The sequence below is a fragment of the Pseudoduganella sp. S-14 genome (assembly GCF_049913285.1).
Taxonomy (GTDB): Bacteria; Pseudomonadota; Gammaproteobacteria; order Burkholderiales; family Burkholderiaceae_D; genus Rugamonas.
Genome location: NZ_CP183991.1, coordinates 428,179 through 453,132 on the forward strand (window position 1 = coordinate 428,179; position 24,954 = coordinate 453,132).

Consider the following 24,954-nt stretch of genomic DNA (forward strand, 5'->3'; position numbering starts at 1 on the left):
CTGCTGGAGTAGTAGGTGCACAAGTCCCACCGGCGTTTGCAGATCGCGCGCCTGGCGCGCCTGCTCTCACTTCCCCTGATGCTGATGTCAATGCCCGCCGAGGCGGCGGCGCCTTCCTTGCAGGTGCTGCATTGGTGGACTTCGGCCGGGGAACGTCACGCCGCCAACGTATTGGCGGCGCGCCTGGGGGATGAAGGCGTCGCCTGGCAGGATGCCGCAATTCCCGGCGGCGCGGGCCTTGGGGCGGGCAAGGTCCTGCGCAGCAGGGTCCTGGCTGGCAATGCACCGGATGCGACGCAGATCATCGGCGTCTCGATCGGCGAGTGGGCGGAACTGGGCCTGCTGCTTGAACTGGATAGCGTCGCCAACTCCGGCAGCTGGAACAAGGCGCTTTTCCCCACTGTGCGCGAGCTGGTTCGTCATCGCGGCCATGTGGTTGCGGCGCCGCTGGGCATTCATCGCATCAATACACTTTTCTACAATCGCAGGCTGTTCGAACGCCTCAACATGGCTCCGCCAACGTCCTGGCCTGAACTCGAGAAGGCAGTGCACCGGCTGCGCGCCGCCGGTATCGCCCCGTTGGTGCAGAGCAGCGAGCCGTGGCAGGTGGCGACCCTGTTCGAAAACCTGTTGCTGTTGGCCGGCGGTCCCGAGTATTACCGCGAGCTGTTCGTGCGCCAAAGTCCGCAGGCGGCCGTCGACCCGCGCCTGGCGCAGGCTTTGCAGCGCCTGCGCAGCATGAAGAGCTGGATGCTTAGTCCGGCCGAAGAGCAGCCCTGGACCGAGGCTGTCAAGCGCTTCTCGCGCGGCGAGGCGGCAATGTTCGTGATGGGCGACTGGGCCAAGGCCGAACTGACTGAATTGGGCCAGGAGATCGACACCGATTTTTCCTGCAGCCCGCTGCCCGGCACGGACAACTATCACCTCTACAGCGTGGACACGCTGGCGATGTTCGTCAACGATTACACCCACCAGGCGGCACAGGAAAAGCTGGCGAAGGCCGTGATGTCGCCGCTCGCACAACAGCAATACAGCGCTGCCAAGGGCTCGGTGCCGGTACGGCGCGACGCCAACCCGGCAGCGATGGACAGCTGCGCGCGCTCGTCGTGGCGCAGTTTCGCGCGAGGCACGGCTGCACAGGCGCCAAGCCTGGTGCACCGCATGGCGGCCGACGAAGAGAGCCGCGACGCCATCATCGCCGAGGTACATCGCTTCTACATGGATGACGCCGTGGCGCCGGCGGAAACGCAGCGCCGCCTGGCCGGTCTCCTGCGGACTTTGAATCTCCGTTCCCACAAACAGCAAGGAAGCCAACATGCCACGCAAGATACTGATCGTCGATGACGACCAAAAAACCCGGCTGCTGCTCAAGACCTACCTGGAGAAAAACCAGTATGAGGTGATCCTTGCCCACAACGGCGAGAGCTTCCTGGCTGAACTGCATGCGCACGCCGAGCAATTGTCGCTGGTGATCCTCGATGTGATGCTACCGGATACCGACGGCTTCGCGCTGTGCCGCATCGTGCGCCAGCGGTCCAACCTGCCGATCATCATGCTGACCGCCAGTTCGGACGAAACGGACCGCGTGGTGGGACTCGAACTCGGCGCCGACGATTACATTGCCAAGCCATACAGCCCGCGCGAGCTGCTGGCGCGCATCAAGGCGATCCTGCGCAGGGCTGGCGCCGACCCGGCGCCCACCGTGCGTGCATACCACTTCAACGGCTTTACGCTGGACCTGGCGGAACGCACGGTGGTCGATAGCGAAGGCGCCCCGCTCGCGCTGACGGGACTCGACTTCCAGCTCCTCAAATATTTCGTAGAACACCCCGGCACGGTGCTGGACCGCAGCGTGCTGTGCGAGGAAACGCGCGGGCGAGATTCCGGGCCGCTCGATCGTTCGCTGGACGTGCAAATCAGCCGCCTGCGCCTGCGTCTCAACGACGATGGCAAGCAACCGATGCTGATCAAGACGGTGCGCGGCGCAGGCTATGTGTTTTCCGCCACGGTGGCCGTGACCCATGCGTAGGCTTTGGCCGCAGTCGCTGCTGGCGCGGCTGTCGCTGGTGATGGTGGCAGGCTTGTTGTTGACGCAAGTGGCAGTGAGCTCGCTGTGGACCATGCAGCTGCGCGACAAGACGCGAGCGGACGTGAAATCGGCCGCGCAATACCTTGGGCAGGGCGCGGCCAGCTCGATCCGCTTTTTCCGCAGCTTGCCGCCAAGCTACCGCAGCCTGCTGATCCAGCAATTCCGCGAAATGGGCGGCACGCGCTTCTACGTCGCACTGAACCGCGGCGAGGTCGAGGTGCAGCCGATCGCGCCCAATGCAATGGCGCAGGCGGCGCTCAGCGCGCTGGAAACCACGCTGCGCAAGGACCTGGCCGGGGAAAACCGCCTGCGGCTCGACTTCGCCTGGCCCGAGCAACTGACCGTGTCGCCTGACGGCGTGCGCGTCGGCGAGCTGCCGGAAGCGTGGGTGCGCCACATCCTGCTGCTCAAGCCCGATCCTGCGCCAATCCTGGTAATCCAGACGGAGCTTGAGCCGGGCAACTGGCTGTACCTCGCTACCTTGATGCCCAATCCCTATTTCCTGGACAGTAATGACCCCCTGTCCTTGGACAAGCTGGTAGTGCAGGGCGTGTCGCTGGCCGTGCTGCTGCTGCTGTCCTTCCTCGTCGTTCGCTCGATCACGCGCCCGCTGGCTGCGCTGTCCGATGCAGCCGAAGCATTCGGCAAGGACGAACATGCTCCGGCCCTGCCGGAATCCGGCAGCCGGGAATTCGTCAACACAGCGCGCGCCTTTGGCGCCATGCGCGAGCGCATTGCCAAATACATCAGGGACCGCGAACGCCTGTTCATCTCCATCTCGCACGACTTGCGCACGCCGATCACGCGCTTGAAGCTGCGCGCCGAGCTGCTCGATGACGATGCCCTGCGCAACGAATTCGAAGAAGACCTGGATGAACTGGACATGATGGTCAAAGGCGCGCTGCAATGCGTGAAAGACAGCGATATCCACGAAAACCCGACCGAAGTGAAGCTGGACCCCCTGATCCGCCGCCTGGTGCGCAGCGCGCAACTGGCCGGTCACGATGTGGCATACGACGAGAGCGGCATCGCCGTGCGCGGCAAACCGCTGGCGCTCAAGCGCGCGATTGGCAACTTGCTCGATAACGCCTTGTTTTACGGCGAGCGCGCGCAAATCAGCGTGCATTCTTTGGAAGGCTGGACGGAAATCGCGGTGCGCGACCACGGCCCCGGCGTGCCGGAAGAAGCGATACCTAGCTTGCTGGAGCCTTATGTGCGGCTGTCCCATGGCCGCGAACGCAATGATACGGGCATGGGACTGGGCCTCGGCATCGCCAAGGGAATTGTGGATAGCCATGGCGGCCAGCTAGTGCTGGCCAATCACCCGGGCGGCGGCTTGAATGCGGTAATCCGGCTGCCGGCCTGAATTCAGCCTTTGCTCAGGTCTGCCGGATTGAGCGCCCACAGCCCCGGCAAGTTGCGCCAGTAGCCATAGGCATCCATGCCAAAGCCGACCACGAAACGGTTCGGGATCGTGATGCCGATCAGGTCGGCCTTCACCGGCTTGGACTTGCCGATATCCTTGTCGCAGAAGACGGCGATGATGACTTCCTTGGCGCCCATTTCCAGCAAGCGTTCCTTGACGTGCGCCAGGGTCTCGCCTTCGTCGAGGATATCGTCCAGCACGATCACCGTGCGGCCGGATACGGTCGGGCGAGGGACTACTTTCCACACCACTTTGCCGCCCTGGTCCTCGTCGCCGTAACGGCTGACGTGGATGTAGTCGAATTCAAGCGGAAAAGTCAGCTGCGGCAGGATGTTGCCGGTGAAGACAACAGCACCGCCCATCACCCCCAGCACCAGGGGAAACTCCTGCTTGGACGGATCGCCGAAACGGTCGTTCAGCGAGTCGGCCATGCGGCTGACTGCCGCTTGTACCGATTCCTTGTCGAACAGTTCTTCGGCGTTATTGAGGAGGGCGCGTGCGCGGTCGTGGTGAAAGTCTTGCATGATGTTTCTGAGGCAGGTCAAGAATGGCTCAATTATCCCGCCATTCCGCCGCCTGCCCTAGGCACAGTTGGATTTACGCCACACGCTGCGGCATCTCAACTGTAATCGCGCACATCGTCGATGATCTTGCCGTCATTTGGCAAACTGCCGCGCGGCGCGAAACGCACTTCGCCGCGCAGTTTGGTGATGTCGCGGATCGTGGCGACGATGTCGCTGGCCTGGGCCTCCAACGCGGGATCGTCGGCCTCGCAATGCAGCGTCATGACTTCGTCGGCGATCTTTCCCGAAACGACCAGGCGTGCCTTGCCCATGCCGGGATGGCGGCGTGCGATCTCGTGTACCTGCGAGGGGTGGACAAACATGGCGCGCACCTTGGTCGTCTGGTCGGCGCGGCCCAGCCAGCCTTTGATGCGGGTGTTGGTGCGGCCGCAAGGCGATGGTGCGCTATCCACCAGCACGGCCGACAAGTCGCCGGTGGCGAAGCGGATCAGCGGGTAGTCGGGGTTGAACAAGGTGACGACCACCTCGCCTACTTCGCCCGGCGCGACTGGATCGCCGGAGCCGGGACGGACGATTTCCAGCAGCACATCCTCGTCCAGCACCATGCCAGGATTGAGCTTGCCGTTGCTGCGCGTTTCGTAAGCGATGCTGCCGATGTCGGCGGAGGCATAGGTGGAAATCACTTCGGGCACGCCATGTTCGGCGAACCACTTGCGCAGCGATTCAGGCAGGGCTTCCGCGCCCATCATGGCGCGCTTCACGCTGCTGATGTCTGCGCCCATTTCGGCGGCCTTCTCGATGATGATCTTCAGGAAGGAGGGCGTGCCGATATAGGTATCCGGCTGCAGTTCCGCCATGGCCTGGACCTGCAACTCAGTCTGGCCTGCGCCGGCGGGGATCACCGTGCAGCCGATGCGGGCAGCGCCGCCTTCCACCATGAAGGCGGCAGGGGTGAAATGATAGGAGAAGCAGTTCTGCACCAGGCAGCCGGGGCGTACGCCGGTGGCGAACATGGGGCGCGAGAAGCGCCACCAGTCGATTGAGCGGCCTTCGGGATCGAAAATAGGACCGGGAGACATGAAAATGCGTCCCAGCTTGCCGGCCGGGGTGCTGTTCAGGCCACCGAAGGGGCGTTCCTGTGCCTGCAGCCCCTTGAGGTCGGACTTGCGCGTCACAGGCAGTTGGGCCAGCGCTTCGCGGCTGTTGATGCGCGACGCATCAACGCCGGAGAGGATGCGCGCCCAGCCAGGCGCCGACTGTGCTTGCGCTACCAGCAGCGGCAGGCGTTCCATCAAATCGCGTTCGCGCTCGGCGCGCGGGCGCGTCTCGAGGCTGTCCAGGGTTTCGGCCATCATGCCGCTCCTTCAATCTCGCGTTGCAGTTTCTTGGTCAATTTTGCGAACACCAGCTCATGCGAGCGCTTGAGCAGCGCCTTCGCTTCCGCGTCCGGTAGCTTGGAAAGGTCCTGCACCATCACCCACCTGGCACGCGCCAGGTAGGGTGCCGGGATGATGCCTTCGCGGTCCGTCAGTTCCAGGAAGCGGTCATCGTCCACCTTGAAGCTGATTGACTTGTCCTTATCCTTCGCGTCCATCACAGCGAACATCTTTTCGCCAACCGAGAACACCCGATTACACTCCCATTTGATGTCTTCAGTGGTACCAGGCAGGGTGCGGCAGAATTCTTTTGCTTTGTTCAGGTTCATCGTTAAGCTAACCAGCGTTTGCGGCGTCGGTAGAATTTCATGTCGCGGAAGCTCTTGCGGCCGGCACCGGACATGCCGAGGTAGAACTCTTTAACGTCTTCGTTGCTGGCCAGTTCGCTGGCCTCGCCTTCCATCACCACCCGGCCGTTCTCGAGGATGTAGCCAAAGTCGGCATAGCGCAGCGCCACATTGGTGTTCTGCTCCGCCAGCAGGAAAGACACGTTCTCTTTCGCGTTCAGGTCCTTCACGATGCCGAAGATCTCTTCCACGATCTGAGGCGCGATGCCCATCGAGGGCTCGTCCAGCAGAATCATGGACGGCTTCGCCATCAGTGCGCGGCCAATGGCGCACATCTGCTGCTCGCCGCCGGAGGTATAGCCCGCCTGGCTGTTGCGGCGTTCGCGCAGGCGGGGGAAGTAGTGATAGACCTTTTCCAGCGATTCCTTCATTTCGCCGCGCGATGCACTGCGCGTATAAGCCCCGGTCAGCAAATTCTCCTCGATGGTCAGGTGACCGAAACAGTGGCGCCCCTCCATCACTTGCGACAGCCCGCGCTTGACCAGCTCATTGGGCGTGAGCTGGTCGATGCGTTCACCCTTGAATTGCACCTCGCCCTTGGTTACGTCGCCGCGTTCGCCGCGAAGCAGGGTCGAGATGGTCTTCAGCGTGGTGGACTTGCCGGCGCCGTTGGCGCCCAGCAGGGCAACGATCTTGCCCTGCGGGACCTGCAGCGACACGCCTTTCAGCACCAGGATCACATGGTCGTAAATGACCTCGATGTTATTTACCGACAGGTAGCTCATAAGCCTCTCACTTCATGCAGGCAGGCGTGATTTTCTTTTCAGCGGCGTATTTGCCGGACGATTCGTCCACCAGCTTGCGCAGCAGGACTTTGTCGCCCACCACCCAGTTTGGCGTCACAGCCTTCCAGGCCTTGCCGTCCCATTGCTGGACTTTCACAGCGCCCGAGCCCTCGTGATCGTCGCAGGAAGTCTTCACGGTCGGGAACATGTTGAACACGCCCAGTGTCTTTTGGCGGGCTTCGTCGATGTTCAGGTTTTCGAAGCCCCAGCGCAGTTGTTCGCCAGTGACCGCTTTTCCCTTGCCGAACTTTTCCTGGGCCGCACGCATCGCTTCCACATACATCACGCCTGCCGTCAGGCCGCGCATGTGGTAGACCGAACCGATGCGGCCCTGGTCGGCCAGGTTGCCCTTGCCGCTGGCATACACTTTCTTGCGCAGTTCATCCAGCAGAGGGTAGTTGCCGGGGGTGTTGAAGGTCATCGAGGTATAGCCCTTCGCCGCATCGCCCGATGGCACGGTATCTTCTTCAGAGCCTGCCCACCACACGCCCAGCATCTTCTCGCGCGGGAAACCGTTGCGTTGTGCGGTCTTGATGGCAACGGAATTCATCACGCCCCAGCCCCACAGAATCACGTAATCCGGTTTGGCCTGGCGGATCTGCAGCCATTGCGACTGCTGCTCGCTGCCTGGCGGCGCGACCGGGATTTTGATCAGTTCAAAGCCGTATTGTGCGGACATCGCTTCCAGCACCGGCAACGGTTCCTTGCCGAAGGCGGAGTCATGGTACAGGTGGACGATCTTCTTGCCTTTCAGTTTGTCCATGCCGCCGCTCTTTTCGCCCAGGTATTTCACCATGGCGGCGGCCTGGCTCCAATAGTTGGAAATCAATGGGAAAACATACGGGAAGACCTTGCCGTTGGCCGCGTCGGAGCGGCCATAGCCCAGGGTCGTCATCGGGATCTTGTCCTGCGGGATGCGGTCCAGGATGCCGTAGGCAATGCCGGTGGACAGCGGTTCCACAACGGTGGCGCCGCCGTTCTTGGTTTTCAGGCGCTCATAACATTCCACCCCGCGCGAAGGATTGTATTCGGTCTCGCATTCTTCCCAACTGATTTTCACGCCATTGACGCCGCCGTTGGCATTGACCAGGTTGAAGTAGTCGATGATGCCGCCATAAAAGCCGGAGCCGCCTGCCGCATAAGGACCGACGCGATAGGAGGGCAGGGCGACGAATTGCTCGGCTGGTTGCGCCCATGCGCTGCTGGCGACGATGCTGCTTGCTACGGCAATGCCAAGTACGAACGATTTCATGTGTTGTCTCCAGTTTTATAGTTGCCGCTCAGTGCGGGAAAGGCCACAGGCGGAGCTTCTCTTTACCGATTTGCCACAAACGCGCCAGACCGTGGGGTTCCACGATCAGGAAGAAAATGATCAGGGCGCCGAACACCATCAATTCCAGGTTCGATGCCACGGTAGTAGGCAGCGCCAGGCCGTGCGCCACGATATTCAGGAATACCGGCAGCAGGACGATGAAGGCGGAGCCAAGGAAGGAGCCGAGCACGGAACCGACGCCGCCAATGATGATCATGAACAGGATGCGGAAAGACAGGTCCAGGTTGTAGGCTTCCGGCTCCACGGTTCCGAGGTAGGCAAACGCGTACAGTGCGCCAGCCACGCCGCAGTAGAACGAGCTAACCGCGAATGCCAGCAGCTTGGTGCGCATCAGGCGAATGCCGATCACCTCTGCCGCCACGTCCATGTCGCGCACCGCCATCCAGGAGCGGCCTACGTTGGAGCGAATCATGTTCTTCGCCAGCAGGGCCATGATCGCCACCACCCCCAGCACGAGCAGGTACTTGCGTTCCGGCGTGTCGAAGGCATAGCCGAAGATTTCCATTTTTTGCGCGGTGATCACGCCGGAGGAGCTGTAATTCGTCAGCCAACCGATCTTGGTCAGGCACCACACCACGAAGAATTGCGTCGCCAGGGTGGATGCAGCCAGGTAAAAGCCGCGGATGCGCAGTGAAGGCAGTCCGAAGGCCATGCCGACCATAGCGGCGCACAGGCCGCCCAGCACAAAGGCCAGCAGTACCGGGATGCCTGGAACGCGCAGCATGAAGTTATAGGCGGCGAACGCGCCCACAGCCATGAAAGCCGCGGTGCCGAGCGAGAGCTGGCCTGCATAACCGGTCAGGATATTCAGTCCCAGCGCGGCCAGAGCGAAAATCAGGAAGGGAATGAAAATGGCCGACAGCATGTAAGGCGACGATATCAGCGGCAGCACCAGCAGCGCGATCGCCAGTGTGGTGAACAGCGCAATACGGTCCTGGCGGATCGGCAGGATCTGGCCGTCCGCCTCGTAGCTGGTCTTGAATTGTCCTGCTTCGCGGTAGAACATCGCTCAAATCCTCCGGATGATTTTTTCGCCGAACAGCCCTTCCGGGCGCACCAACAGGAACAGCAGGGCCAGCACATAAGGAAACCAGCCTTCGATGCCGCCGCCCACATGCGGGCCGATATACACTTCGGCCAATTTTTCGGAAGCACCGATAATCAGGCCGCCGACAATTGCGCCTGGCACCGATGTGAAGCCGCCCAGGATCAGCACCGGCAGCGCCTTCAGCGCGATGAAGGTCAGCGCGAACTGCACGCCATTGCGCGCGCCCCACAGCATGCCCGCGACCAGGGCAACCATGCCCGCCACCGCCCACAGGATGCCCCAGATGCGCTGCAGCGGAATGCCGACTGCCTGTGCAGCCTGGTGATCGTCGGCCACAGCGCGCAGCGCGCGACCAACCTTGGTTTTGGCGAACATGAGCGCCAGCGCCGCAACCATCACACCGCAAATGGCGGCAGCGGTCAGGTCGAACTTGGAAACGATGATATTGAATTTCTCCATCAGGATTTCACTTGGCACATCCTCGATCGGGATGTCCAGCTTGTGCACCTGGGAGCCCCAGATCAGTTGCGCCAGTCCTTCGATGAAGAAGGCCAGCCCGATAGTGGCCATGAACAGCGTAATCTCCGGCTGGTTCACCAGGGGCCGTAGGACCACTCGTTCGATCGCCAGGCCGAGGATGATCATCGCCAGCACGGTGGCGGGAATGGCGAGCCACAGCGACAGTCCGAACTTGTCCATGAAGCCGACGCAGGTCAGCGCCGCGAAGAACACCATGGCGCCCTGGGCAAAATTGAATACGCCGGAGGCTTTATAGATCAGCACAAAGCCGATGGCTACCAGCGCGTACATGACGCCCGACAGCAGGCCGCCGATCAGCACTTCGGCAAAGAAGTTGATATCCATTTAGTGGGCCACTCCGAGGTAAGCATCGATCACATCCTGATTGGTGCGGACTTCATCCGGCGTGCCGTCGCCGATCTTCTTGCCGTAGTCCAGCACCACCACGCGGTCCGAGATATCCATCACCACGCCCATATCGTGTTCGATCAGCACGATGGTGGTGCCGAACTGTTCGTTCACGTCAAGTATGAAGCGGCACATGTCCTGCTTTTCTTCCACGTTCATGCCGGCCATCGGTTCGTCCAGGAGCAGGATCTGCGGTTCGGCGGCCAGCGCCCGGCCCAGTTCAACGCGTTTTTGCAGGCCATAGGGCAGGCGTCCGACCGGCGTCTTGCGGATATGCTGGATCTCGAGGAAGTCGATCACCTCCTCGCATTTGCGCCGATGTTCGATCTCTTCGCGGCGCGCCGGCCCCCAATACAGGGCTTGCAGCAGGAAGTTCGACTTCATCTTCAGGTTGCGGCCGGTCATGATGTTGTCCAGCACAGTCATGCCCTTGAACAGCGCGATATTCTGGAAAGTGCGTGCGATACCCGATTTGGCGGCGGCATAGCAATCCATATTCTTGCGATGCTGGCCGCGGTAGATGATCTCGCCTTGCTGCGGGCGGTACACGCCGTTGATCACGTTCAGCATCGAGCTTTTGCCCGCGCCGTTGGGGCCAATGATGGCCCGGATTTCGTGCTCACGCACATCAAAGGAGATATTGGTCAGCGCCTTCACGCCGCCGAACGACAGCGAGATATTGCGCAGGTCCAGGATCACGTCGCCGATCTTGCGGCCAGCCGTGATGGCTTCCGGTTCGTTCATTTGCATGGTGGCTTCCCCGCTTATGCTGCCTTGAGGTCCATGATCCGAAGGTCGGCTGCCACCGTGCCGGTGCGCCCGTCTTCGAACTTGACCTGGGTTTCGATGTATTGTGAAGCCTTGCCGCCGTACAGTGCCTCGATCAGCACCGCATATTTCTCGGCGATGAACTTGCGGCGCACTTTGCGGGTACGAGTCAGTTCATCATCGTCAGGGTCGAGCTCCTTGTGCAGCACCAGGAACCGGTGGACCTGGGTGTCCGCCATCAGCGCTTCCTGTGCCAGGTCGGCGTTGACCTTTTCCACGCATTCCTTGACCAGCGCGTAGGTTTGTTCATGCGCGGCCAGGTCGGTGTAACCGGAGTAGGCAATGCCGCGCCGTTCGGCCCAGTTGCCAACAGCCTCCATGTCGATGTTGATGAAGGCGGTCACCTTATCGCGCTCATTGCCGAATGCCACGGCTTCCTTGATGAAGGGGAAGAACTTCAGCTTGTTTTCGATGTAGTTGGGCGCGAAGATGGCGCCGTTGTTCATCTTGCCCACGTCCGCTGCGCGGTCGATGATGCGCAGGTGGCCGTCGTTGTCGAAGATGCCTGCGTCGCCAGTGTGGAAATAGCCTTCGCCGTCTATGGCCTCGGCCGTCGCATCAGGGCGCTTGTAATAGCAATGCATCAAGGTCGGCGACTTGACCAGCACTTCACCGTTCGGCGCCAGCTTCACTTCCACGCCAGGCGCCGGCTTTCCGACGGAATCGAACTTGATCTCGCCATCCGGCTGGAGGCAGATGTAGGCGCAGGTCTCGGTGGAGCCGTAGAACTGCTTCAGGTTGACGCCAATCGAGCGATAGAAGCGGAACAGGTCCGGACCGATTGCAGCACCAGCTGTGTAGGCGACACGGATGCGCGACATACCCAGCACATTGCGCAGCGGGCCATACACCAGCACATTGCCGATGGAATAGCTGATACGGTCGCCCAGCGGCACCTGTTTGCCGTCCAGGATGTCTGAGCCCACGCGGCGCGCGACGTCCATGAAGTGATGGAACATTTTGCGCTTGATCGTGCCCGCGTCCTCCATGCGGATCATCACTTGCGTCAGCATGTTCTCGAAAATACGCGGCGGCGCGAAATAGTAGGACGGCCCGATTTCGCGCAGGTCGGTGGTCACGGTGTCCGACGATTCGGGGCAGTTGACGGTAAAGCCGGCAGTCAGTGCTTGCGCGAACGAGAAAAGGCAGTCGCCCACCCACGCCATCGGCAGGTAAGACAGCACGTTTTCTTCGTCGGTCAGCTTGTCGAAGCTGATGCCGCCAACGGCAGCCGACAGCAGGGCCTTGTGCGTCTGGCACACGCCTTTAGGCTTGCCCGTGGTTCCGGAGGTGTACAGGATGATGGCGTTATCGGTCTCCTTGCCTTCGGCAATGGAGGCTTCGTAAAAACCCGGGTGCGCCTTGTCGTACTCGCGCCCCAGTTCTTGCAGGCGGGCATAGGACATCAGCTGCTGGTGCGTGTAATTGCGCATCCCCCGCTCATCTTCGTAGGCAATGTGCTTGATGTTCGGGCACTGTTCGCACAGGTCGAGCAGCTTGTCGACCTGCTCCTGGTCTTCCACGATGGCGTAGGCGATTTCGGCGTTTTCCAGCACGAAGGACATGTCGGCTGCAGGCGCGTCTTGGTACATCGGTACCGGCACGCCGCCCAAGCATTGCGCCGCCAGCATCGACCAGTACAGGCGCGGCCGGTTGTCGCCGATAATGGCCAGGTTCATCCCACGCTGGAAGCCGATCGCGGCCAGCCCGCAGGCCAGGGCGCGTACTTCGGCGTTCACCTGCTGCCAGTCCCAGGTCTGCCAGATGCCCAGGTCCTTTTCGCGGAACGCAGGCTTGTGCGGCCGCTCCTTGCCATGCTGAAGCAGCCTGCGAGGGAAGGTCGTCAGATTATCCTGCACGGTGTCTCCTTGGGTTTTTAGGTGCGCATTTTTAGTTGTGATGCGCTTTTTGTGTGATGATATTAGCCTGTGCTATGTCGCAAAGTTGTCATTTCAAAGACAATTCGTCGACTTTTGATGGTGCGACGCAACAATGAAAACAGAACCCAGCCTGATCGAAGCCATACGCAGTTCCACCTGGGCGCCCGTGCTTACAGAGGAGCAGCTGGCGCGCGTAGAGGCCACCTGCTACGAAGAATTCATCCCCAAAGGCGGCTTCGTTTGCCATAAAGGCGAGATTGTCGATAATTGGATCGGCATTATTTCAGGCATGGTGAAAATGAATAATTTTTCGCCCAGCGGAAAAAGCGTCACATTTACTGGCGTGCCGCCTGGCGGCTGGTTTGGCGAAGGTTCATTACTCAAAGATGAACGCCGCCGATATGACGCCATGACACTGCGTGACAGCCGCATCGCACGCATGCCGGCCGCCACCTTTCACTACCTGCTCGAGAATAGCCTACCGTTCACCCGGTTCCTCTTGATGCAGCTCAACGAACGTTTGGGTCAGTTCATCGGCATGGTGGAAAACGAACGCCTCCTGGACCCGGACACACGCGTTGCACGCTGCCTTGCGTCACTATTTAATTCCCACCTGTATCCAGGCATCGAGCGGCTGGTGCAGATTTCGCAGGAAGAAGTTGGGCTCCTGTCAGGCTCCTCGCGCCAACGCGCCAACCAAGCCCTGCAAGTGCTCGAAAAACAGGGTTTGTTGCGCGTCGACTACGGCGGCATCCGCATCCTCGACCTGGATGGTTTGCGTCGCTTCGAGGCATGAATAATGTGCAGCATGCGCTTTCACTGATGAGTAAAATGAATTTTCATATTCATCACTTCAGTGGAGTTTGCCATGCGTTCCCTGCCTGCCCTCTTGCTGTTGGTATTGTCCCTGTGCGTCTCGGCTTCAGCGCAATCTGCAAAGCAATATGAGTTCTATGTGGTGGGCGACCCCGCCAACGTGACAAGGCCTCAGCCAGCCCAGCCATCGCTGGTATTGATGGGAGGGGGAACGGATGTGGACGACGCATTCCGTTGGATGATCCAGAAGGCAGGGGGCGGCAATTTCGTGGTGATCCGCGCCACGGGCACGGATGCCTATAACCCCTACATCTACGCTTTTGGTGGCGGCGTCACGTCGGTGGAAACGCTGATCATCCCTAACCGCGCGGCGGCAAATGATCCGTTTGTGCTTGAGCGCGTGCGTAATGCCGAAGCCTTGTGGATCGCCGGCGGCGACCAGGCCAATTACTGGGAGGACTGGAAAGACACACCGCTGCAGGCCGCGATCCAGGGGCTGGCCAACAAGAATGTCCCCATCGGCGGCACCAGTGCCGGCCTGGCCGTGATGAGCCAGTATGTTTTCAACGCCCTGAATGGCTCGATCACCTCGCCCCAGGCGCTATCCAATCCCTATGACAAATCGGTCTCGCTCGGACGTGACTTCCTGGCTTTGCCTGGCATGGGCAATATGATCACCGACATGCACCTCGATTCGCGTGACCGCATGGGGCGCCTGGTGACCTTCATGGCGCGCATCGTGAACGATGGCTGGACGCCTATGACGCACGGCGTTGGCGTCGATGTGGAAACCGCGCTGCTGGTGGAAAATGGAATCGCCACGCGTGTGGGCAACGGCTCCGCTTACTTCCTCAACACCGTCGGGGTGCCAGAAGTCTGCAAGCCCAAGACCCCGCTCACCTATCGCAACGTTGGCGTGCAGCGCCTGTCCGGCGGCGGCAGCTTCAGCCTGACTAACTGGGCCAGCTACAGTAACTCTACTGTGAACTACAACATCTCAGCCATCAAAGGCGTGCTGAGCTCCACCCAGCCAGGAGGTTCCGTTTACTAAGTAACGAGTGTTCCCGAACAGACCAGCCCAGGATGCCGCGGCATGCTTGGCGCACCTGATCTGTATCGGAGGACATCATGAACTTTCCAATCAGAACTGCGCTGGCGACGCTAATCACCCTCGTCAGCGCGCACGCCTTGGCACAAATTACACTTTATCCGCGCGAAGGCTGGCGTGGCCGCCCGGTTAGCATCACACGTTCCATCAGCGACCTGCGCACTACCGGGTTTGATAACCGTGCTTCCTCTGTTGTGGTTGAGCGCGGGCGCTGGGAGGTTTGCCCGTTGCCCAACTTCGAAGGGGAATGCAGGATTTTGCGGCGCGGCAGCTACGAATCGCTGGAAGGCATGGGCCTGAACGACAACATCTCGTCGATCCGCGCCGTGCCACCGCGCCGGCGTGTTGATGAAATGGCTTACGCACCGGAGCCGGTGCCCCAGCCAAATTATGAATACCGCATGCGGCCGAGCGAGCGTGTGTACGAAGCTCCGATTACTTCCGCGCGCGCTGTGGTTGGCCCGCCCGAGCAACGCTGCTGGGTTGAGCGGCAGCAGGTTGAAGCCTCGGGCGGCAGCGGCACGGCAGGCGCCATCGCCGGTGCCCTGATTGGCGGCGTGCTGGGTCACCAGGTGGGCGGCGGCTCCGGCCGAGACATCGCCACCGTAGGCGGCGCGATTGCTGGTGCGGCAGTCGGCTCCAACGTTGGCCGCAATGCCGGCAACCAGTACGCGCAGAATGTCCAGCGCTGCGAAGCGATTCCGAGCCGAACCCCGCAATACTGGGATGTGACCTACGAGTTCCGCGGCACTGAACACCGCGCCCAGCTCTCGTCGGAACCTGGCCGTACCATCACCGTCAATCGTGATGGCGTCCCGCGCATGTAGGCTGCAAGTTTCCGGCGATTGTTTGGCGGGAGGGGGATTACGCCGCACTACCGCGCTCGAGCGCGATGGTGTGGCGTGGGGACGGGGATTAGCGCTGTTCGGCCAGGACGGCGTGGAATAGCTGGTTCAGGTCGGCGTTGACGTCTGTGCTTCGGAAGCGGACCATATCCGGGCGTTCAAGCCGCTCGAGTTCCGCCTCAATGAAGCGGTTCAAGCATGGGACTGGTTCAGACAGCCCCATTTCCGGCGCGGCTTTCTTCTTCTCCAGCAGTGCAGCGATAGCCTCCAGCAGTTCGGTCTGGCCTTCGAGCAAATGCAGCAGCTTGTCGAATTCAATCGGCGCGGGCGTGCCATAGCGCTCGAGCCAGCGCACGGCCAGCAAAGGGCGCAGCACGTAGAAGTACTTCTTCAACGGTACCATGTCGGCGCGCAAATAGCCGCGATAGTTGGTCTTCGCCATGCTCCGGTAGTGGTAGATGCCGTTCTCGCAGGAATACACTTTCGGTAGCAGGTCCCGCGCGCCATCCGCGAAACCGCCGTGTGAACGGTACAGGATCGGCGACTGTATCCACTCCACGAAGGCGGGATTCGAGCGGCGGAACAGGCGCAGTGCCTTGCGGATATCCCAGCCATTGATATCGATCTCATCGACAATCTTGTACTCGATGACGTCGCGCTTCTCTTCCAGGTCGACCGCGATGTACCAGTCGCGCGGGTGCGCGTAAATGAAGCGCACATCGTAATCGCTGTTGGGGGAGGCAAAGCCCCAGGCGCGGCTGCCGGACTCTACAGCCAGCAGGACGCGCACATTATGTTCGGCTTCCGCAGCCGCGAGCCGTCGCATGATTTCGGCCCGCACATCGTCAGGTATCAATTCTCTCTCCATTGCCGCCTGAAAGCGGCGGCAGCCAGGCATTATGGCGCAATCGGGGTATGATTGCGCTATGAAAGAATCAATCCGCACCAGACTTGAATCCATGCGCGCGGCGATGCGCCGCCATCAGGTTGACGCCTGCATGATCCCTTCTTCCGATCCCCATTTGTCCGAGTATTTGCCAGCGCGCTGGCAGGGGCGGGAATGGCTGTCGAACTTTACCGGCTCGGTCGGTACCTTCATCATCACCCAGGATTTTGCGGGCGTCTGGACCGATGGCCGGTATTGGACACAGGCGGAAGCGGAGCTGGCGGACACCGGCGTAAAGCTGATGAAAATTGCGTCAGGCGCCAGCGTGCAGTATGTGGACTGGCTGGCCGAAACTCTGAAGCCAGGCCAGGTCCTGGGGGTGGATGGCGCGGTACTTGGCCTGTCGGTTGCCCGGCTGCTGCAGTCGCGTGGAATTGCCATGCGCACGGACCTCGACCTGCTGGATGAAGTGTGGACCGGCCGCCCAGCCTTGCCGGCTGCCGAGGTCTACGAACACCAGCGCCCTTATGCCGACAAATCCCGCGCGGCCAAGCTGGCGGCGCTGCGCTCAGAAATGGCGCGCCGGGGCGCTACACACCACATCATCTCGACGCTGGACGATATCGCCTACCTGTTCAACCTGCGCGGTTCGGACGTCAATTACAACCCGATCTTCCTGTCGCATGCCTTGGTCGACCAGGAGCGCGCCATGTTGTTTGTCGGCGCCGGCAAGATCGAACCGGGCCTGGCCGGCTTGCTGGCGGCCGACAATGTCTTTGTCGAGCCGTACGAAGAAGCCGGGCAGGCGCTGGCCACGATCCCAGCCGGCAGCACGCTGCTGCTGGACCCACGCCGCATCACTTTCGGTACGCGCCAGTCCGTGCCGGACAGCGTGAAGGTGATCGAAGCGGTCAACCCGACCACTTTCGCCAAGTCCCGCAAGACTGCGCATGAAGCCGACCATGTGCGCGCAACGATGGAGCAGGATGGCGCCGCCTTGTGCGAGTTCTTCAGCTGGCTTGAGCATACCCTGGCCGATCCCAAGCGCGAAGCGCTGACCGAATACGCCATCGGCCAGCACCTGCTGGAAGCGCGCCGCCGCCGTCCGGGCTTTGTCAGCCCAAGCTTTGGCACCATCGCAGGCTTCAATGCCAACGGGGCGATCATGCATTACCGCGCGCCAGCTGAAGGCAGTGCCGTGGTGGAAGGCAATGGTTTGCTGCTGCTCGATTCCGGCGGCCAATATCTCGGCGGCACCACCGACATCACCCGCGTGGTACCGGTCGGCGTCATCACGCAGGAGCACAGGCGCGACTTCACCCTGGTCCTGAAAGGCATGATGGCGTTGTCCGTCGCCCGGTTCCCGCGCGGCGTGAAATCGCCGATGCTGGATGCGATCGCGCGTGCGCCGCTGTGGGCTGCCGGCATCGATTTCGGCCACGGTACCGGCCATGGTGTCGGTTATTTCCTCAATGTCCACGAAGGCCCGCAGTCGATTTCGCCCTCGACGCCGCCGGATGCGCATACGGCCATGGAGCCAGGCATGATCACCTCCAACGAGCCGGGCATCTACCGTCCTGGCAAGTGGGGTATCCGCATTGAAAACCTGGTGCTGAACGTGCCTGCGGCAGAATCGGAATTTGGCGAATTCCTGGGATTTGAGACCCTGACCCTGTGCCCGATCGACACGCGCTGCATCGACAAATCCCTGCTGCGCGAGGATGAGGTGCGCTGGCTGAACGAATATCACGCCACCGTGCGCCAACGACTGTCCCGGCATGTCAGCGGCGATGCGTTGCGCTGGCTGAATGAAAGGACGGAGGCAATATGAGCCGCTCCACCAAGGCATCCAACGCGCTGGCGCGCCTGAAAGAGCGCTCCGGCAACCAGTCCTATTCGATGACCATGACCGGCAGCGGCCATTTCTTCCTGACGGAAGGGCCGGGCCAGCCGCCGCTTTGCGCGCCGATGGAGCTGGCCGATTTCGTGGCCTTCGTCAATGCGCAGGGCCCGCAAAAAGTAAAACGCGTCAGCAAACTCGATGTAGCATTCGAAAAGCAGCTCGCAGCCAAGAAAACACCAAAACCATAAGTGAGGCAGCTATGCCCAGCATAGATTTCCTGCGTGCTTACTGGTCGTCCGGCGAACTGGCGACCAATCTCGTGATCCTGATGAACCTGATCGGCGCGCTGCTGCTTGGCCTGCTGGTGGGCTATGAGCGCTCCTACCACGGGCGAGCGGCGGGCATGCGCACCTATGGGCTGGTATGCATGGCGTCGGCGGCGCTGACCGTGGTGTGCGGCTACCCCTCGCTCTGGTTTGGCGGCCATATGTCCGAGCTGGTCGGCACCGACCCGACCCGTGTGGTACAAGGCATCGTGACTGGTATCGGCTTTCTTGGCGCGGGTGTCATCATGCGCGAAGGCTTCAATATTTCCGGCCTGACGACTGCGGCGTCGATCTGGGCCTCGTCGGTGATAGGTGTGGCGGTCGGATTGGGCTTCTACCTGGGAGCCATGGGCCTGGCCTTCCTGTGCGCGATGTCCATGATCTTCCTGTCCAAGGTCGAAGCGTGGCTGCCGTCGCGCCATGCAATCGCGATCACCATGCGCTTCAAGCCAGGCTTCGAGCCGAAGGAAGACCAGCTGCGCGCCATGGCGCTGGAACGCGGCTACCAGATCGCCGGCGGTTCATTGACCATCGGCATGGACCAGGGCAAGCTTGAATGGCGCTTCGTCGCGCTGGCACTGAGCAAGCGCAGCGGATCGCCGCTGTCGCGCATCGCGGAAGAGATGACCCATTACGAAGGCATCGACAGCTTCCAGGTTACCCACGCACGCAACTAGGAGGCAGGTTTGGTCATCCATTCACAAGACGTTCTCGATTTCTGGTTCCTGCCTATCGGCGCCAAAGGGCACAATATGCAGCGCCCCGAGTGGTGGCGCAAGGACGATGCATTCGACCGCGCGATCTTCCAGCAGTTCGGCGACGTGATTGAACAGGGGCTGCTGGGCGGCCTGCGGCAGTGGGACGACGAGGGCACGCAAGGTACCCTGGCGCGCATCATCGTGCTGGACCAGTTCACGCGCAATGTCTATCGCGGCACGCCGAAGGCCTTTGCCGGCGATGAGCTGGCGCTGGAGGCGGCCAAGGCGCTGGACGACTCCGGCGCCAACCAGACCTTGCCGCCGGCGCAGCGGGCATTTTCCTATATGCCGCTCGAGCACTCGGAAAACCTGTCGATGCAAATGCGCTGCGTGGACCTGTTCGAGATGCTTGCTGCGGATGCGCCGGGCTATGCAGGCATGCTGGATTACGCCAAAAAGCACTATGACGTGATACGCCGCTTCGGGCGCTTCCCGCATCGCAACGCCATCCTCGGCCGCGAGTCGACGCCGGAAGAAGTAGAGTTCCTCAAGCAGCCGGGGTCGAGTTTCTGATGCGTGGATTGACTGTCATTGGCGGCGGCCACGTCGGCAGCGTCCTGGGTCGCCTGTTTTCGGCGGCCGGCGCGTTCACGGTGCAGGATGTGCTGTCCCGCTCGGCCGATAGCGCGGCGCGGGCGGCCGCTTTCATCGGCAGCGGACGTGCCGTGGCCTCATATGCCGGGCTGCGTCCGGCCGACGTGTTCATGCTCTCCGTGACTGACGACCAGATCGCTCCTGCCTGCGAAGCGCTGGCGGTTGCCGTGCCGCTGCAGGAGGCCGTGGTATTTCACTGCAGCGGTGCGCTGGCATCCGACCGCCTGCACGCGGCACGCGCAGCAGGCGCCTATGTCGCCAGCGTGCATCCGATCCGCAGCTTTGCCGATGCCGATGCGGTGGCAGTGGGTTTCGCTGGCACCTTCTGCGGCGTCGAAGGCGACCAGCAGGCGCTTGATGTGTTACTGCCTGCGTTGACCGCGATCGGCGCCAGGGCGGTGCAAATCGACCCGGCAGCGAAGACCGTGTACCACGCAGCCGCCGTTTTTGCGAGCAATTACCTGGTCACCGTGATTGACGCGGCCCTGCGCGCCTACCAGGCGGCTGGCATCCCGGAGTCGGTGGCGCGCGAACTGGCGCGGCCGCTGGCGCTGGAGTCGATGGAAAATGCTTTCCGCCTCGGCGCAGCGCCAGCGCTTACGGGACCGGTAGCGCGCGGCGACATGGCGACGGTGCTGCGCCAGCAGGATGCCGTGATGGCATGGGACGCTGAGACGGGCCAGCTATACCGTGCGCTGGTGCCCGCAACCAGCGCACTGGCCGAGCGCAAACGGGCCGGCAAGCCCTGAGCTGGCGGTGCGTTCCGGCGCGCCAGCGGAGGATCGGGGCCGCGTCTGCCCCTGCTACCCGCGTCGTGCGCAGCCGTTGGCATCGCAGGCCGCGCCGTCGCTAGGCTGCGCACCGCAAGCGCCGGCACCATCTTTCGCCAAGCTTCCTGGCGGTTCGGCTAGCAGGCGTCCGATCACCCCTCCCAGCACCATGTCGTCGATGCTGCCGAAATGGTTCAGCCGCAAACGCCCTCCACGGTCGAACAGCAGCAGGCTGGGCGTGCCGCGCAGCGCGTAGTGCTGCATGGTGGCCGGCACTGGCGAACCGGGAACCAGCCTGTCGACCGCCACCGGAAACGGCAAGCGGTATTCATGGATGAACACTTCCAGCGCCTGCGGGGTCATCACATCGTGATGCTCAAAGACGCTGTGCAGGCCAGTCACCACCAGTTCAGGGAACACCTGCTGCATCTTCATGGCTTGTGGAATGCCATGCGCCACACAGCCCGGGCACAGCATCTGGAAGGCATGCACCGCGACCACTTTGCCGTCGGTGGCAGGCGCAGCCCCGTTGAGCCACGCCGAGGCATCTAGCCGCATCATTTTGCGCGCAGCTTCACGCCAGGGAAATCGACCGGCACCTTGAACGCGACGTTCACATAATTGGTGAACAGGTTCAGCGCCACATGGGCCATGATCTCCACGATTTCCTCATCGTTGAAGCCGACCGCTCGCAGTTCTTCCACCTGTTCATCATCGATCCTGGCGCGGTTGCTGACCACTGCTATCGCGAAGCGCAATGCTGCGCCCGTCTTCGGATCGCTCGATTGGCCAGCTTGTGCCGCGCTCATTTCGTCGGCGGAGGCTCCGGCTTTGCGGCCCAGTGCCGTATGCGCCGCCAGGCAGTATTCGCAATCGTTGCGGTCGGCGATCGCCACGGCAATCTGCTCGCCCAGTTTGGCGTCGAGCTTGCCGCTGCCAAGGGCACCGAAGCTACCCCACATACTCTTCAGGGCCGCGGGTGAGTTGGACACTGCCTTGAACATATTGGGCGTGGCGCCGAAAGCCTGGTGAATCTGGGCCAGCAGGCCGGTGGAGTCATTGGTGTTCAGTGGAATGCGCGACATGGTAAAGCTCCTTTCATTAAAATAGGAGTCCTAATTAAATAGGACAAAAAAAGGCCGACCTCAAGCCAGGGCCTGCCAATTCTTCAGCTGCTGCGCTGGATCGGCCGGCTGGTGGTCCGGGCAATCAATGCGCAGCATCGCCACCGACAATGGAGCGTCGACCAGCCCGCAATGGTGCGGGGCGGCGTCATCCTGGTGCCGGTCAGGCTGGAAATATTTACAAGAGAGGCAAGCGCGGAGCTCCGGGAAGCGTTGCGTCTTCTGCAACTGTCCAATCAGCTGCAGCAAGCCGCCCAGCAATTGTTCTTGCGCCTGCGGCGACAGCTTGCCGACTGCCTCGTCGGCAAAGCCGGTGGCACCCGCAATGCGTTGCGCCATTTGCCGGCCATCCTCGGTAAGATGCAGGTCGGTGGCACGGCCATCGTCCTGCGCGCGGGCTTTGCGGACCAGCCCTTTCGCCACCAGGGCCGCAACCGAATCGCTGGCGCTGGCTGCGGAAATCGAGAGTTGCCGCGCAACCCAGGACAAGCGCACGCCCTGTGCCCGGCTATGCAGCAATTGCAGGATCTCAGCCTGTGCCGGGTTCAGGTTTTCGCTGGTTGCAAATTCCCACATGCCCGAGCGCAGCACGCTGCCGATGCGGGAAATGGCGGAAATGATGCGGGTCGAAGTCGTGTCCATGCGCCAAGTATATGGGGAAAACACAATATGTCAAGGACTCCTAACTAATCTTCCGTCTTGTAAATCAGCAGTGCAAAAGTATAGTTGAAGAGCAGGTAATGCTTTTTGCTCTAGCTTCTGTTGTGGTCGAGCAAAAAGATAGTTCCGGCGAGTGACAAAATTGGTCGTTAGCAATAAGCTTGTCCACCTAAGCCACACACAGTTCTAGGGGAACGCTATGTTATTTTTGAAATCCACGTCTGTCACCAAGGCGCCTGGCATTTACGAAGTCGATATTGCCGCCAAACCGCCTGGCAAGACCTTTGGCGTGTACATGGCAACTGACCCGGACAACCCGCCGACTTCCGTGCTCGAGGCACTGGCTGCAGGTGGCTTCAAGCAGGTGCACAGCTCCGGCTATACCCACAAAGATCGCGGCAAGGTGCTGGACCTGCACTTCCAGAAAGATGGCACCGACCTGTTCAACGGCTGGAAGGCGGAAGAAGCCGAAGCCAATATGGCCATCATCAACAAGATTTTTGGCGATATCGGGGTGGCGATCACCCCGCGCGTGATGTCGCTGGCCGAAGCTTACGCCTGAACCTCGATGTGATACAGGGCCCAGGGGCAGGTAGTGAAGCGCTCGCCCACGGGCCTGCTCGCCATTTCCGGCACCCGGTCCGCATCGTAAATCGCCCATAGCGGGCCGAGGCCGCCCAGCGCCATCGGGGCGCTATCCATGTGGGTGGCAACGATAAAGCGCTGCGTCCGGGCGCGCGCCACGGACACCGCCACCGCATAGCCATCGACCGCACGCAGGATCAGCTTGCTGTTGTCGCTGGTTTGCGCACCGGCAGCTTTCAACACATCGACCAGCAGCGGGCCGGACAGGGTATGCGGCTTGTTATCGTATTCCAGCGTTGGCTTGATCGCGACGGCGGGCAGCGCAGCCAATGCGGCAAAATCGAAAGCGAAGGCTTTGTCGAATGCCAGGTGCTGGCGGTGCATCATCTGGTCGGCAACACGGTCGAAGCTGCCGCGATTCGGCTTGGCAATCGCACCGGTTACGGTCAGCAACGCCGGGCCGCGCTCAGCTTTGGGAGCAGCGGCGCTGAATGAGGGGAGGGCGCCGGCCGCTGCCACGGCACCGAGGAATTGACGTTTGTTCATCGTTATATGATAACGCCTATGGACCTGTTTTCTGCTGAAGCCGAGTTACTACCTATCCCGATCGAGGAGGGAGAGCTGTATTTCATGCGGCAGCTTCCGCTCGCTGTGGATAACGCAGAAGTTATGCAAAGGCTGCTCGACGAAACGGCATGGAAGGCGGAAACCATTTTCCTGTTCGGTCGCGAAGTGGCGCAGCCCAGGCTCAGCGCCTGGTATGGCGAGCAGCGCTATACCTATTCTGGCCGCACTTTCGAGCCGCTGCCCTTCACGCCCCTGCAGCTTGAAATCAAGCGCGCCATCGAAGCCGCCAGCGGCAAGCGCTTCAACAACGTTCTGCTCAACTATTACCGAAACGAGCAGGACAGCATGGGCTTCCATAGTGACGATGAGCCGGAACTCGGCCCCCAGCCCGCGATCGCCTCGGTCAGCTTCGGCGCCACCCGCACCTTTATCCTGAAGCACAAGAAGCAGCCAAAAACCCTCAAGATCGACCTGACCGACGGCAGCCTGTTGCTCATGGCGGGAGAACTCCAGCATTGCTGGCGGCATGGCATCAATAAGGTGCGCACACCCTGTGGCCCGCGTATCAATCTGACATTTCGACTTATCTGAAGCCAAGTTCGCTCATTTTGGGCTGAACATTGGTAATTCAAGGCCGCTTACAAAATCACACAATTCTTACCAGTTCGTCTCCCCCTTGAACTTTTGGCAGTGTTATCGTGCTTTCCATCGCACTTCCACAGACGAAGCGCGATCCCAAGCAAGTCCGACTTACCTTTGCTGAAAGATCACGAACATGAAAAAAATCGCATTCGCACTCATCACTTCCGCCGTTGCCCTCGGCGCGGCCTCCGTCCAGGCGCAAGAGCTGAAGCCGTACATCGGTGCAGGCGTCGTGGCCAACTCGAACAAATACACCTTGCCGAATGACACCACTGACGGCGACAAGAAATCCACAGAGTATGGTGGCAAGATCTTCGGTGGCGTGCAGATCGACAAGACCTGGGGCGTGGAAGCCGGCTATGTAGATTTCGGCAAGCAGTCGTACAACTACACCACCGGCGCCGGCACCGGCAGCATTGAAGGCAAAGCCAAGTCCTTCTACCTGGCTGGAAAGGGCACTTTCCCGATCAACCAGCAGGTAGCCCTGACCGGCAAGCTGGGTATCGCCCACAACAAGAATGACGTGAATGCCACCGGCCTGGCTTCCGCGTACAACGGCGATAGCAGCCGTAACGCGCTGTACGCTTCGGTTGGCGCTGAATACGCCTTCACCGAGAAAGTCTCGGGCGTGCTGGAGTACGAGCACTTCGGCAAGAACGATATCGACCAGGGCCGCCGCAAAGGCGCGGTCAACCTGGGCGTGAAGGCTAGCTTCTGAGTCGAGGGGGAGGGCAGTTCAGCTGCTTCCCCCCGCAAAGTCCCGATCGAGGCCGGGTGCGACAACGGCAGCCTTGCGCTGCCAATGTC

28 protein-coding genes are annotated in these 24,954 nt (G+C 61.2%); 14 read left to right on the forward strand and 14 right to left on the reverse strand.

Features of this window, described 5'->3' with window-relative positions; genetic code table 11:
- The first annotated feature begins 15 nt into the window (after positions 1-15).
- From ACN9MZ_RS02035 to ACN9MZ_RS02045, 3 genes are read left to right on the forward strand one after another with little or no spacing between them, the layout of a single operon-like run.
- Positions 16-1,344: an ABC transporter substrate-binding protein gene (locus ACN9MZ_RS02035; RefSeq protein WP_426340674.1), complete on the forward strand. Its 1,329-nt coding sequence runs from the start codon at positions 16-18 to the stop codon at positions 1,342-1,344.
- Positions 1,316-2,029: a response regulator gene (locus tag ACN9MZ_RS02040; protein WP_426340675.1), complete on the forward strand. Its 714-nt coding sequence runs from the start codon at positions 1,316-1,318 to the stop codon at positions 2,027-2,029. Before ACN9MZ_RS02035 ends, ACN9MZ_RS02040 begins: the two co-directional genes overlap by 29 nt.
- A complete protein-coding gene (locus ACN9MZ_RS02045; RefSeq protein ID WP_426340676.1) occupies positions 2,022-3,455 on the forward strand; it encodes an ATP-binding protein in 1,434 nt (477 codons plus the stop codon). Before ACN9MZ_RS02040 ends, ACN9MZ_RS02045 begins: the two co-directional genes overlap by 8 nt.
- A 2-nt stretch (positions 3,456-3,457) precedes the next feature.
- Here the strand turns inward: ACN9MZ_RS02045 and ACN9MZ_RS02050 are convergent, their stop codons facing one another.
- The 9 genes from ACN9MZ_RS02050 to ACN9MZ_RS02090 all read right to left on the reverse strand — a co-directional run bounded on the left by ACN9MZ_RS02050 (position 3,458) and on the right by ACN9MZ_RS02090 (position 12,602).
- Positions 3,458-4,039, reverse strand: coding sequence for a hypoxanthine-guanine phosphoribosyltransferase (locus ACN9MZ_RS02050; protein ID WP_426340677.1), 582 nt, complete (start codon positions 4,037-4,039; stop codon positions 3,458-3,460).
- 95 nt (positions 4,040-4,134) lie between these two features.
- Entirely contained in the window at positions 4,135-5,391 is a 1,257-nt protein-coding gene (locus ACN9MZ_RS02055) for a phenylacetate--CoA ligase family protein (protein WP_426342852.1), read from the reverse strand.
- Positions 5,391-5,744 carry an MmcQ/YjbR family DNA-binding protein gene (locus ACN9MZ_RS02060; RefSeq protein WP_426340678.1) on the reverse strand — a complete coding sequence of 118 codons (354 nt, stop codon included), beginning with the start codon at positions 5,742-5,744 and terminating at the stop codon, positions 5,391-5,393. Before ACN9MZ_RS02060 ends, ACN9MZ_RS02055 begins: the two co-directional genes overlap by 1 nt.
- A gap of 2 nt (positions 5,745-5,746) precedes the next feature.
- Entirely contained in the window at positions 5,747-6,547 is an 801-nt protein-coding gene (locus tag ACN9MZ_RS02065) for an ABC transporter ATP-binding protein (RefSeq protein WP_426340679.1), read from the reverse strand.
- A gap of 7 nt (positions 6,548-6,554) precedes the next feature.
- On the reverse strand, positions 6,555-7,859 hold the full coding sequence (locus tag ACN9MZ_RS02070; RefSeq protein WP_426340680.1) for an ABC transporter substrate-binding protein: 1,305 nt from the start codon (positions 7,857-7,859) through the stop codon (positions 6,555-6,557).
- Between the two features lie 28 nt (positions 7,860-7,887).
- Complete coding sequence (locus ACN9MZ_RS02075) at positions 7,888-8,946, reverse strand: branched-chain amino acid ABC transporter permease (RefSeq protein ID WP_426340681.1); 1,059 nt, start codon at positions 8,944-8,946, stop codon at positions 7,888-7,890.
- Positions 8,947-8,949: 3 nt separating this feature from the next.
- A complete protein-coding gene (locus ACN9MZ_RS02080; RefSeq protein WP_426337622.1) occupies positions 8,950-9,846 on the reverse strand; it encodes a branched-chain amino acid ABC transporter permease in 897 nt (298 codons plus the stop codon).
- Between the two features lie 6 nt (positions 9,847-9,852).
- Positions 9,853-10,665 carry an ABC transporter ATP-binding protein gene (locus tag ACN9MZ_RS02085; RefSeq protein WP_426167084.1) on the reverse strand — a complete coding sequence of 271 codons (813 nt, stop codon included), beginning with the start codon at positions 10,663-10,665 and terminating at the stop codon, positions 9,853-9,855.
- Between the two features lie 14 nt (positions 10,666-10,679).
- A complete protein-coding gene (locus tag ACN9MZ_RS02090; protein WP_426340682.1) occupies positions 10,680-12,602 on the reverse strand; it encodes an AMP-dependent synthetase/ligase in 1,923 nt (640 codons plus the stop codon).
- Between the two features lie 133 nt (positions 12,603-12,735).
- On the opposite strand from ACN9MZ_RS02090, the gene ACN9MZ_RS02095 reads away from it, so the two are divergent.
- The 3 genes from ACN9MZ_RS02095 to ACN9MZ_RS02105 all read left to right on the forward strand — a co-directional run bounded on the left by ACN9MZ_RS02095 (position 12,736) and on the right by ACN9MZ_RS02105 (position 15,374).
- Complete coding sequence (locus ACN9MZ_RS02095; protein WP_426340683.1) at positions 12,736-13,419, forward strand: Crp/Fnr family transcriptional regulator; 684 nt, start codon at positions 12,736-12,738, stop codon at positions 13,417-13,419.
- A gap of 72 nt (positions 13,420-13,491) precedes the next feature.
- Complete coding sequence (locus ACN9MZ_RS02100) at positions 13,492-14,490, forward strand: cyanophycinase (RefSeq protein WP_426340684.1); 999 nt, start codon at positions 13,492-13,494, stop codon at positions 14,488-14,490.
- A 77-nt stretch (positions 14,491-14,567) separates the two neighbouring features.
- Positions 14,568-15,374: a beta/gamma crystallin-related protein gene (locus ACN9MZ_RS02105; protein ID WP_426340685.1), complete on the forward strand. Its 807-nt coding sequence runs from the start codon at positions 14,568-14,570 to the stop codon at positions 15,372-15,374.
- 88 nt (positions 15,375-15,462) lie between these two features.
- Here the strand turns inward: ACN9MZ_RS02105 and ACN9MZ_RS02110 are convergent, their stop codons facing one another.
- Positions 15,463-16,248, reverse strand: a complete 786-nt coding sequence (locus ACN9MZ_RS02110; protein WP_426340686.1) for a nucleotidyltransferase domain-containing protein — start codon at positions 16,246-16,248, stop codon at positions 15,463-15,465.
- 70 nt (positions 16,249-16,318) lie between these two features.
- Between ACN9MZ_RS02110 and ACN9MZ_RS02115 the strand changes: the two genes are divergently transcribed.
- The 5 genes from ACN9MZ_RS02115 to ACN9MZ_RS02135 are packed head-to-tail and all read left to right on the forward strand — an operon-like array spanning position 16,319 to position 20,548.
- Positions 16,319-18,109: an aminopeptidase P family protein gene (locus ACN9MZ_RS02115; protein ID WP_426340687.1), complete on the forward strand. Its 1,791-nt coding sequence runs from the start codon at positions 16,319-16,321 to the stop codon at positions 18,107-18,109.
- Positions 18,106-18,369 (forward strand): hypothetical protein, encoded by a 264-nt coding sequence (locus ACN9MZ_RS02120; protein WP_426340688.1) that lies wholly within the window; start codon positions 18,106-18,108, stop codon positions 18,367-18,369. The genes ACN9MZ_RS02115 and ACN9MZ_RS02120 overlap by 4 nt, the downstream gene beginning before the upstream one ends.
- Before the next feature lie 11 nt (positions 18,370-18,380).
- Positions 18,381-19,124 carry an MgtC/SapB family protein gene (locus ACN9MZ_RS02125; RefSeq protein WP_426167116.1) on the forward strand — a complete coding sequence of 248 codons (744 nt, stop codon included), beginning with the start codon at positions 18,381-18,383 and terminating at the stop codon, positions 19,122-19,124.
- Between the two features lie 9 nt (positions 19,125-19,133).
- Positions 19,134-19,718 (forward strand): DUF924 family protein, encoded by a 585-nt coding sequence (locus tag ACN9MZ_RS02130; protein ID WP_426340689.1) that lies wholly within the window; start codon positions 19,134-19,136, stop codon positions 19,716-19,718.
- A complete protein-coding gene (locus ACN9MZ_RS02135) occupies positions 19,718-20,548 on the forward strand; it encodes a Rossmann-like and DUF2520 domain-containing protein (protein ID WP_426340690.1) in 831 nt (276 codons plus the stop codon). The genes ACN9MZ_RS02130 and ACN9MZ_RS02135 overlap by 1 nt, the downstream gene beginning before the upstream one ends.
- A gap of 54 nt (positions 20,549-20,602) precedes the next feature.
- Here the strand turns inward: ACN9MZ_RS02135 and ACN9MZ_RS02140 are convergent, their stop codons facing one another.
- The 3 genes from ACN9MZ_RS02140 to ACN9MZ_RS02150 are packed head-to-tail and all read right to left on the reverse strand — an operon-like array spanning position 20,603 to position 22,335.
- A complete protein-coding gene (locus ACN9MZ_RS02140; protein ID WP_426340691.1) occupies positions 20,603-21,130 on the reverse strand; it encodes a TlpA family protein disulfide reductase in 528 nt (175 codons plus the stop codon).
- Positions 21,127-21,654 (reverse strand): carboxymuconolactone decarboxylase family protein, encoded by a 528-nt coding sequence (locus ACN9MZ_RS02145; RefSeq protein ID WP_426340692.1) that lies wholly within the window; start codon positions 21,652-21,654, stop codon positions 21,127-21,129. Before ACN9MZ_RS02145 ends, ACN9MZ_RS02140 begins: the two co-directional genes overlap by 4 nt.
- A gap of 60 nt (positions 21,655-21,714) precedes the next feature.
- Positions 21,715-22,335 (reverse strand): MarR family winged helix-turn-helix transcriptional regulator, encoded by a 621-nt coding sequence (locus tag ACN9MZ_RS02150; RefSeq protein WP_426340693.1) that lies wholly within the window; start codon positions 22,333-22,335, stop codon positions 21,715-21,717.
- A 217-nt stretch (positions 22,336-22,552) separates the two neighbouring features.
- Here ACN9MZ_RS02150 and ACN9MZ_RS02155 point away from each other — a divergent pair, with 217 nt between their 5' ends.
- Positions 22,553-22,915: a hypothetical protein gene (locus ACN9MZ_RS02155; RefSeq protein WP_426167128.1), complete on the forward strand. Its 363-nt coding sequence runs from the start codon at positions 22,553-22,555 to the stop codon at positions 22,913-22,915.
- Here the strand turns inward: ACN9MZ_RS02155 and ACN9MZ_RS02160 are convergent.
- Positions 22,906-23,484, reverse strand: a complete 579-nt coding sequence (locus ACN9MZ_RS02160; RefSeq protein ID WP_426340694.1) for a molybdopterin-dependent oxidoreductase — start codon at positions 23,482-23,484, stop codon at positions 22,906-22,908. The two genes, ACN9MZ_RS02155 and ACN9MZ_RS02160, sit on opposite strands and share 10 nt — an antisense overlap.
- An 18-nt stretch (positions 23,485-23,502) precedes the next feature.
- Here ACN9MZ_RS02160 and ACN9MZ_RS02165 point away from each other — a divergent pair, with 18 nt between their 5' ends.
- Complete coding sequence (locus ACN9MZ_RS02165; protein ID WP_426340695.1) at positions 23,503-24,096, forward strand: alpha-ketoglutarate-dependent dioxygenase AlkB family protein; 594 nt, start codon at positions 23,503-23,505, stop codon at positions 24,094-24,096.
- A gap of 184 nt (positions 24,097-24,280) precedes the next feature.
- The gene (locus ACN9MZ_RS02170; RefSeq protein WP_426340696.1) at positions 24,281-24,865 is read left to right on the forward strand and encodes a porin family protein; all 585 of its coding nucleotides are present in this window, start codon (positions 24,281-24,283) and stop codon (positions 24,863-24,865) included.
- The last annotated feature ends 89 nt before the right edge of the window (positions 24,866-24,954 follow it).

Coding starts and splice junctions, on each gene's coding strand:
- ACN9MZ_RS02145 (WP_426340692.1), bottom strand. CDS start 21,654: ATGTCGCGCATTCCACTGAACACCAATGACTCCACCGGCCTGCTGGCC.
- ACN9MZ_RS02115 (WP_426340687.1), top strand. CDS start 16,319: ATGAAAGAATCAATCCGCACCAGACTTGAATCCATGCGCGCGGCGATG.
- ACN9MZ_RS02170 (WP_426340696.1), top strand. CDS start 24,281: ATGAAAAAAATCGCATTCGCACTCATCACTTCCGCCGTTGCCCTCGGC.
- ACN9MZ_RS02070 (WP_426340680.1), bottom strand. CDS start 7,859: ATGAAATCGTTCGTACTTGGCATTGCCGTAGCAAGCAGCATCGTCGCC.
- ACN9MZ_RS02055 (WP_426342852.1), bottom strand. CDS start 5,391: ATGGCCGAAACCCTGGACAGCCTCGAGACGCGCCCGCGCGCCGAGCGC.
- ACN9MZ_RS02085 (WP_426167084.1), bottom strand. CDS start 10,665: ATGCAAATGAACGAACCGGAAGCCATCACGGCTGGCCGCAAGATCGGC.
- ACN9MZ_RS02140 (WP_426340691.1), bottom strand. CDS start 21,130: ATGATGCGGCTAGATGCCTCGGCGTGGCTCAACGGGGCTGCGCCTGCC.
- ACN9MZ_RS02095 (WP_426340683.1), top strand. CDS start 12,736: ATGAAAACAGAACCCAGCCTGATCGAAGCCATACGCAGTTCCACCTGG.
- ACN9MZ_RS02165 (WP_426340695.1), top strand. CDS start 23,503: ATGGACCTGTTTTCTGCTGAAGCCGAGTTACTACCTATCCCGATCGAG.
- ACN9MZ_RS02125 (WP_426167116.1), top strand. CDS start 18,381: ATGCCCAGCATAGATTTCCTGCGTGCTTACTGGTCGTCCGGCGAACTG.
- ACN9MZ_RS02050 (WP_426340677.1), bottom strand. CDS start 4,039: ATGCAAGACTTTCACCACGACCGCGCACGCGCCCTCCTCAATAACGCC.
- ACN9MZ_RS02040 (WP_426340675.1), top strand. CDS start 1,316: ATGCCACGCAAGATACTGATCGTCGATGACGACCAAAAAACCCGGCTG.
- ACN9MZ_RS02075 (WP_426340681.1), bottom strand. CDS start 8,946: ATGTTCTACCGCGAAGCAGGACAATTCAAGACCAGCTACGAGGCGGAC.
- ACN9MZ_RS02155 (WP_426167128.1), top strand. CDS start 22,553: ATGTTATTTTTGAAATCCACGTCTGTCACCAAGGCGCCTGGCATTTAC.
- ACN9MZ_RS02065 (WP_426340679.1), bottom strand. CDS start 6,547: ATGAGCTACCTGTCGGTAAATAACATCGAGGTCATTTACGACCATGTG.
- ACN9MZ_RS02135 (WP_426340690.1), top strand. CDS start 19,718: ATGCGTGGATTGACTGTCATTGGCGGCGGCCACGTCGGCAGCGTCCTG.
- ACN9MZ_RS02100 (WP_426340684.1), top strand. CDS start 13,492: ATGCGTTCCCTGCCTGCCCTCTTGCTGTTGGTATTGTCCCTGTGCGTC.
- ACN9MZ_RS02160 (WP_426340694.1), bottom strand. CDS start 23,484: ATGAACAAACGTCAATTCCTCGGTGCCGTGGCAGCGGCCGGCGCCCTC.
- ACN9MZ_RS02060 (WP_426340678.1), bottom strand. CDS start 5,744: ATGAACCTGAACAAAGCAAAAGAATTCTGCCGCACCCTGCCTGGTACC.
- ACN9MZ_RS02045 (WP_426340676.1), top strand. CDS start 2,022: ATGCGTAGGCTTTGGCCGCAGTCGCTGCTGGCGCGGCTGTCGCTGGTG.
- ACN9MZ_RS02105 (WP_426340685.1), top strand. CDS start 14,568: ATGAACTTTCCAATCAGAACTGCGCTGGCGACGCTAATCACCCTCGTC.
- ACN9MZ_RS02150 (WP_426340693.1), bottom strand. CDS start 22,335: ATGGACACGACTTCGACCCGCATCATTTCCGCCATTTCCCGCATCGGC.
- ACN9MZ_RS02120 (WP_426340688.1), top strand. CDS start 18,106: ATGAGCCGCTCCACCAAGGCATCCAACGCGCTGGCGCGCCTGAAAGAG.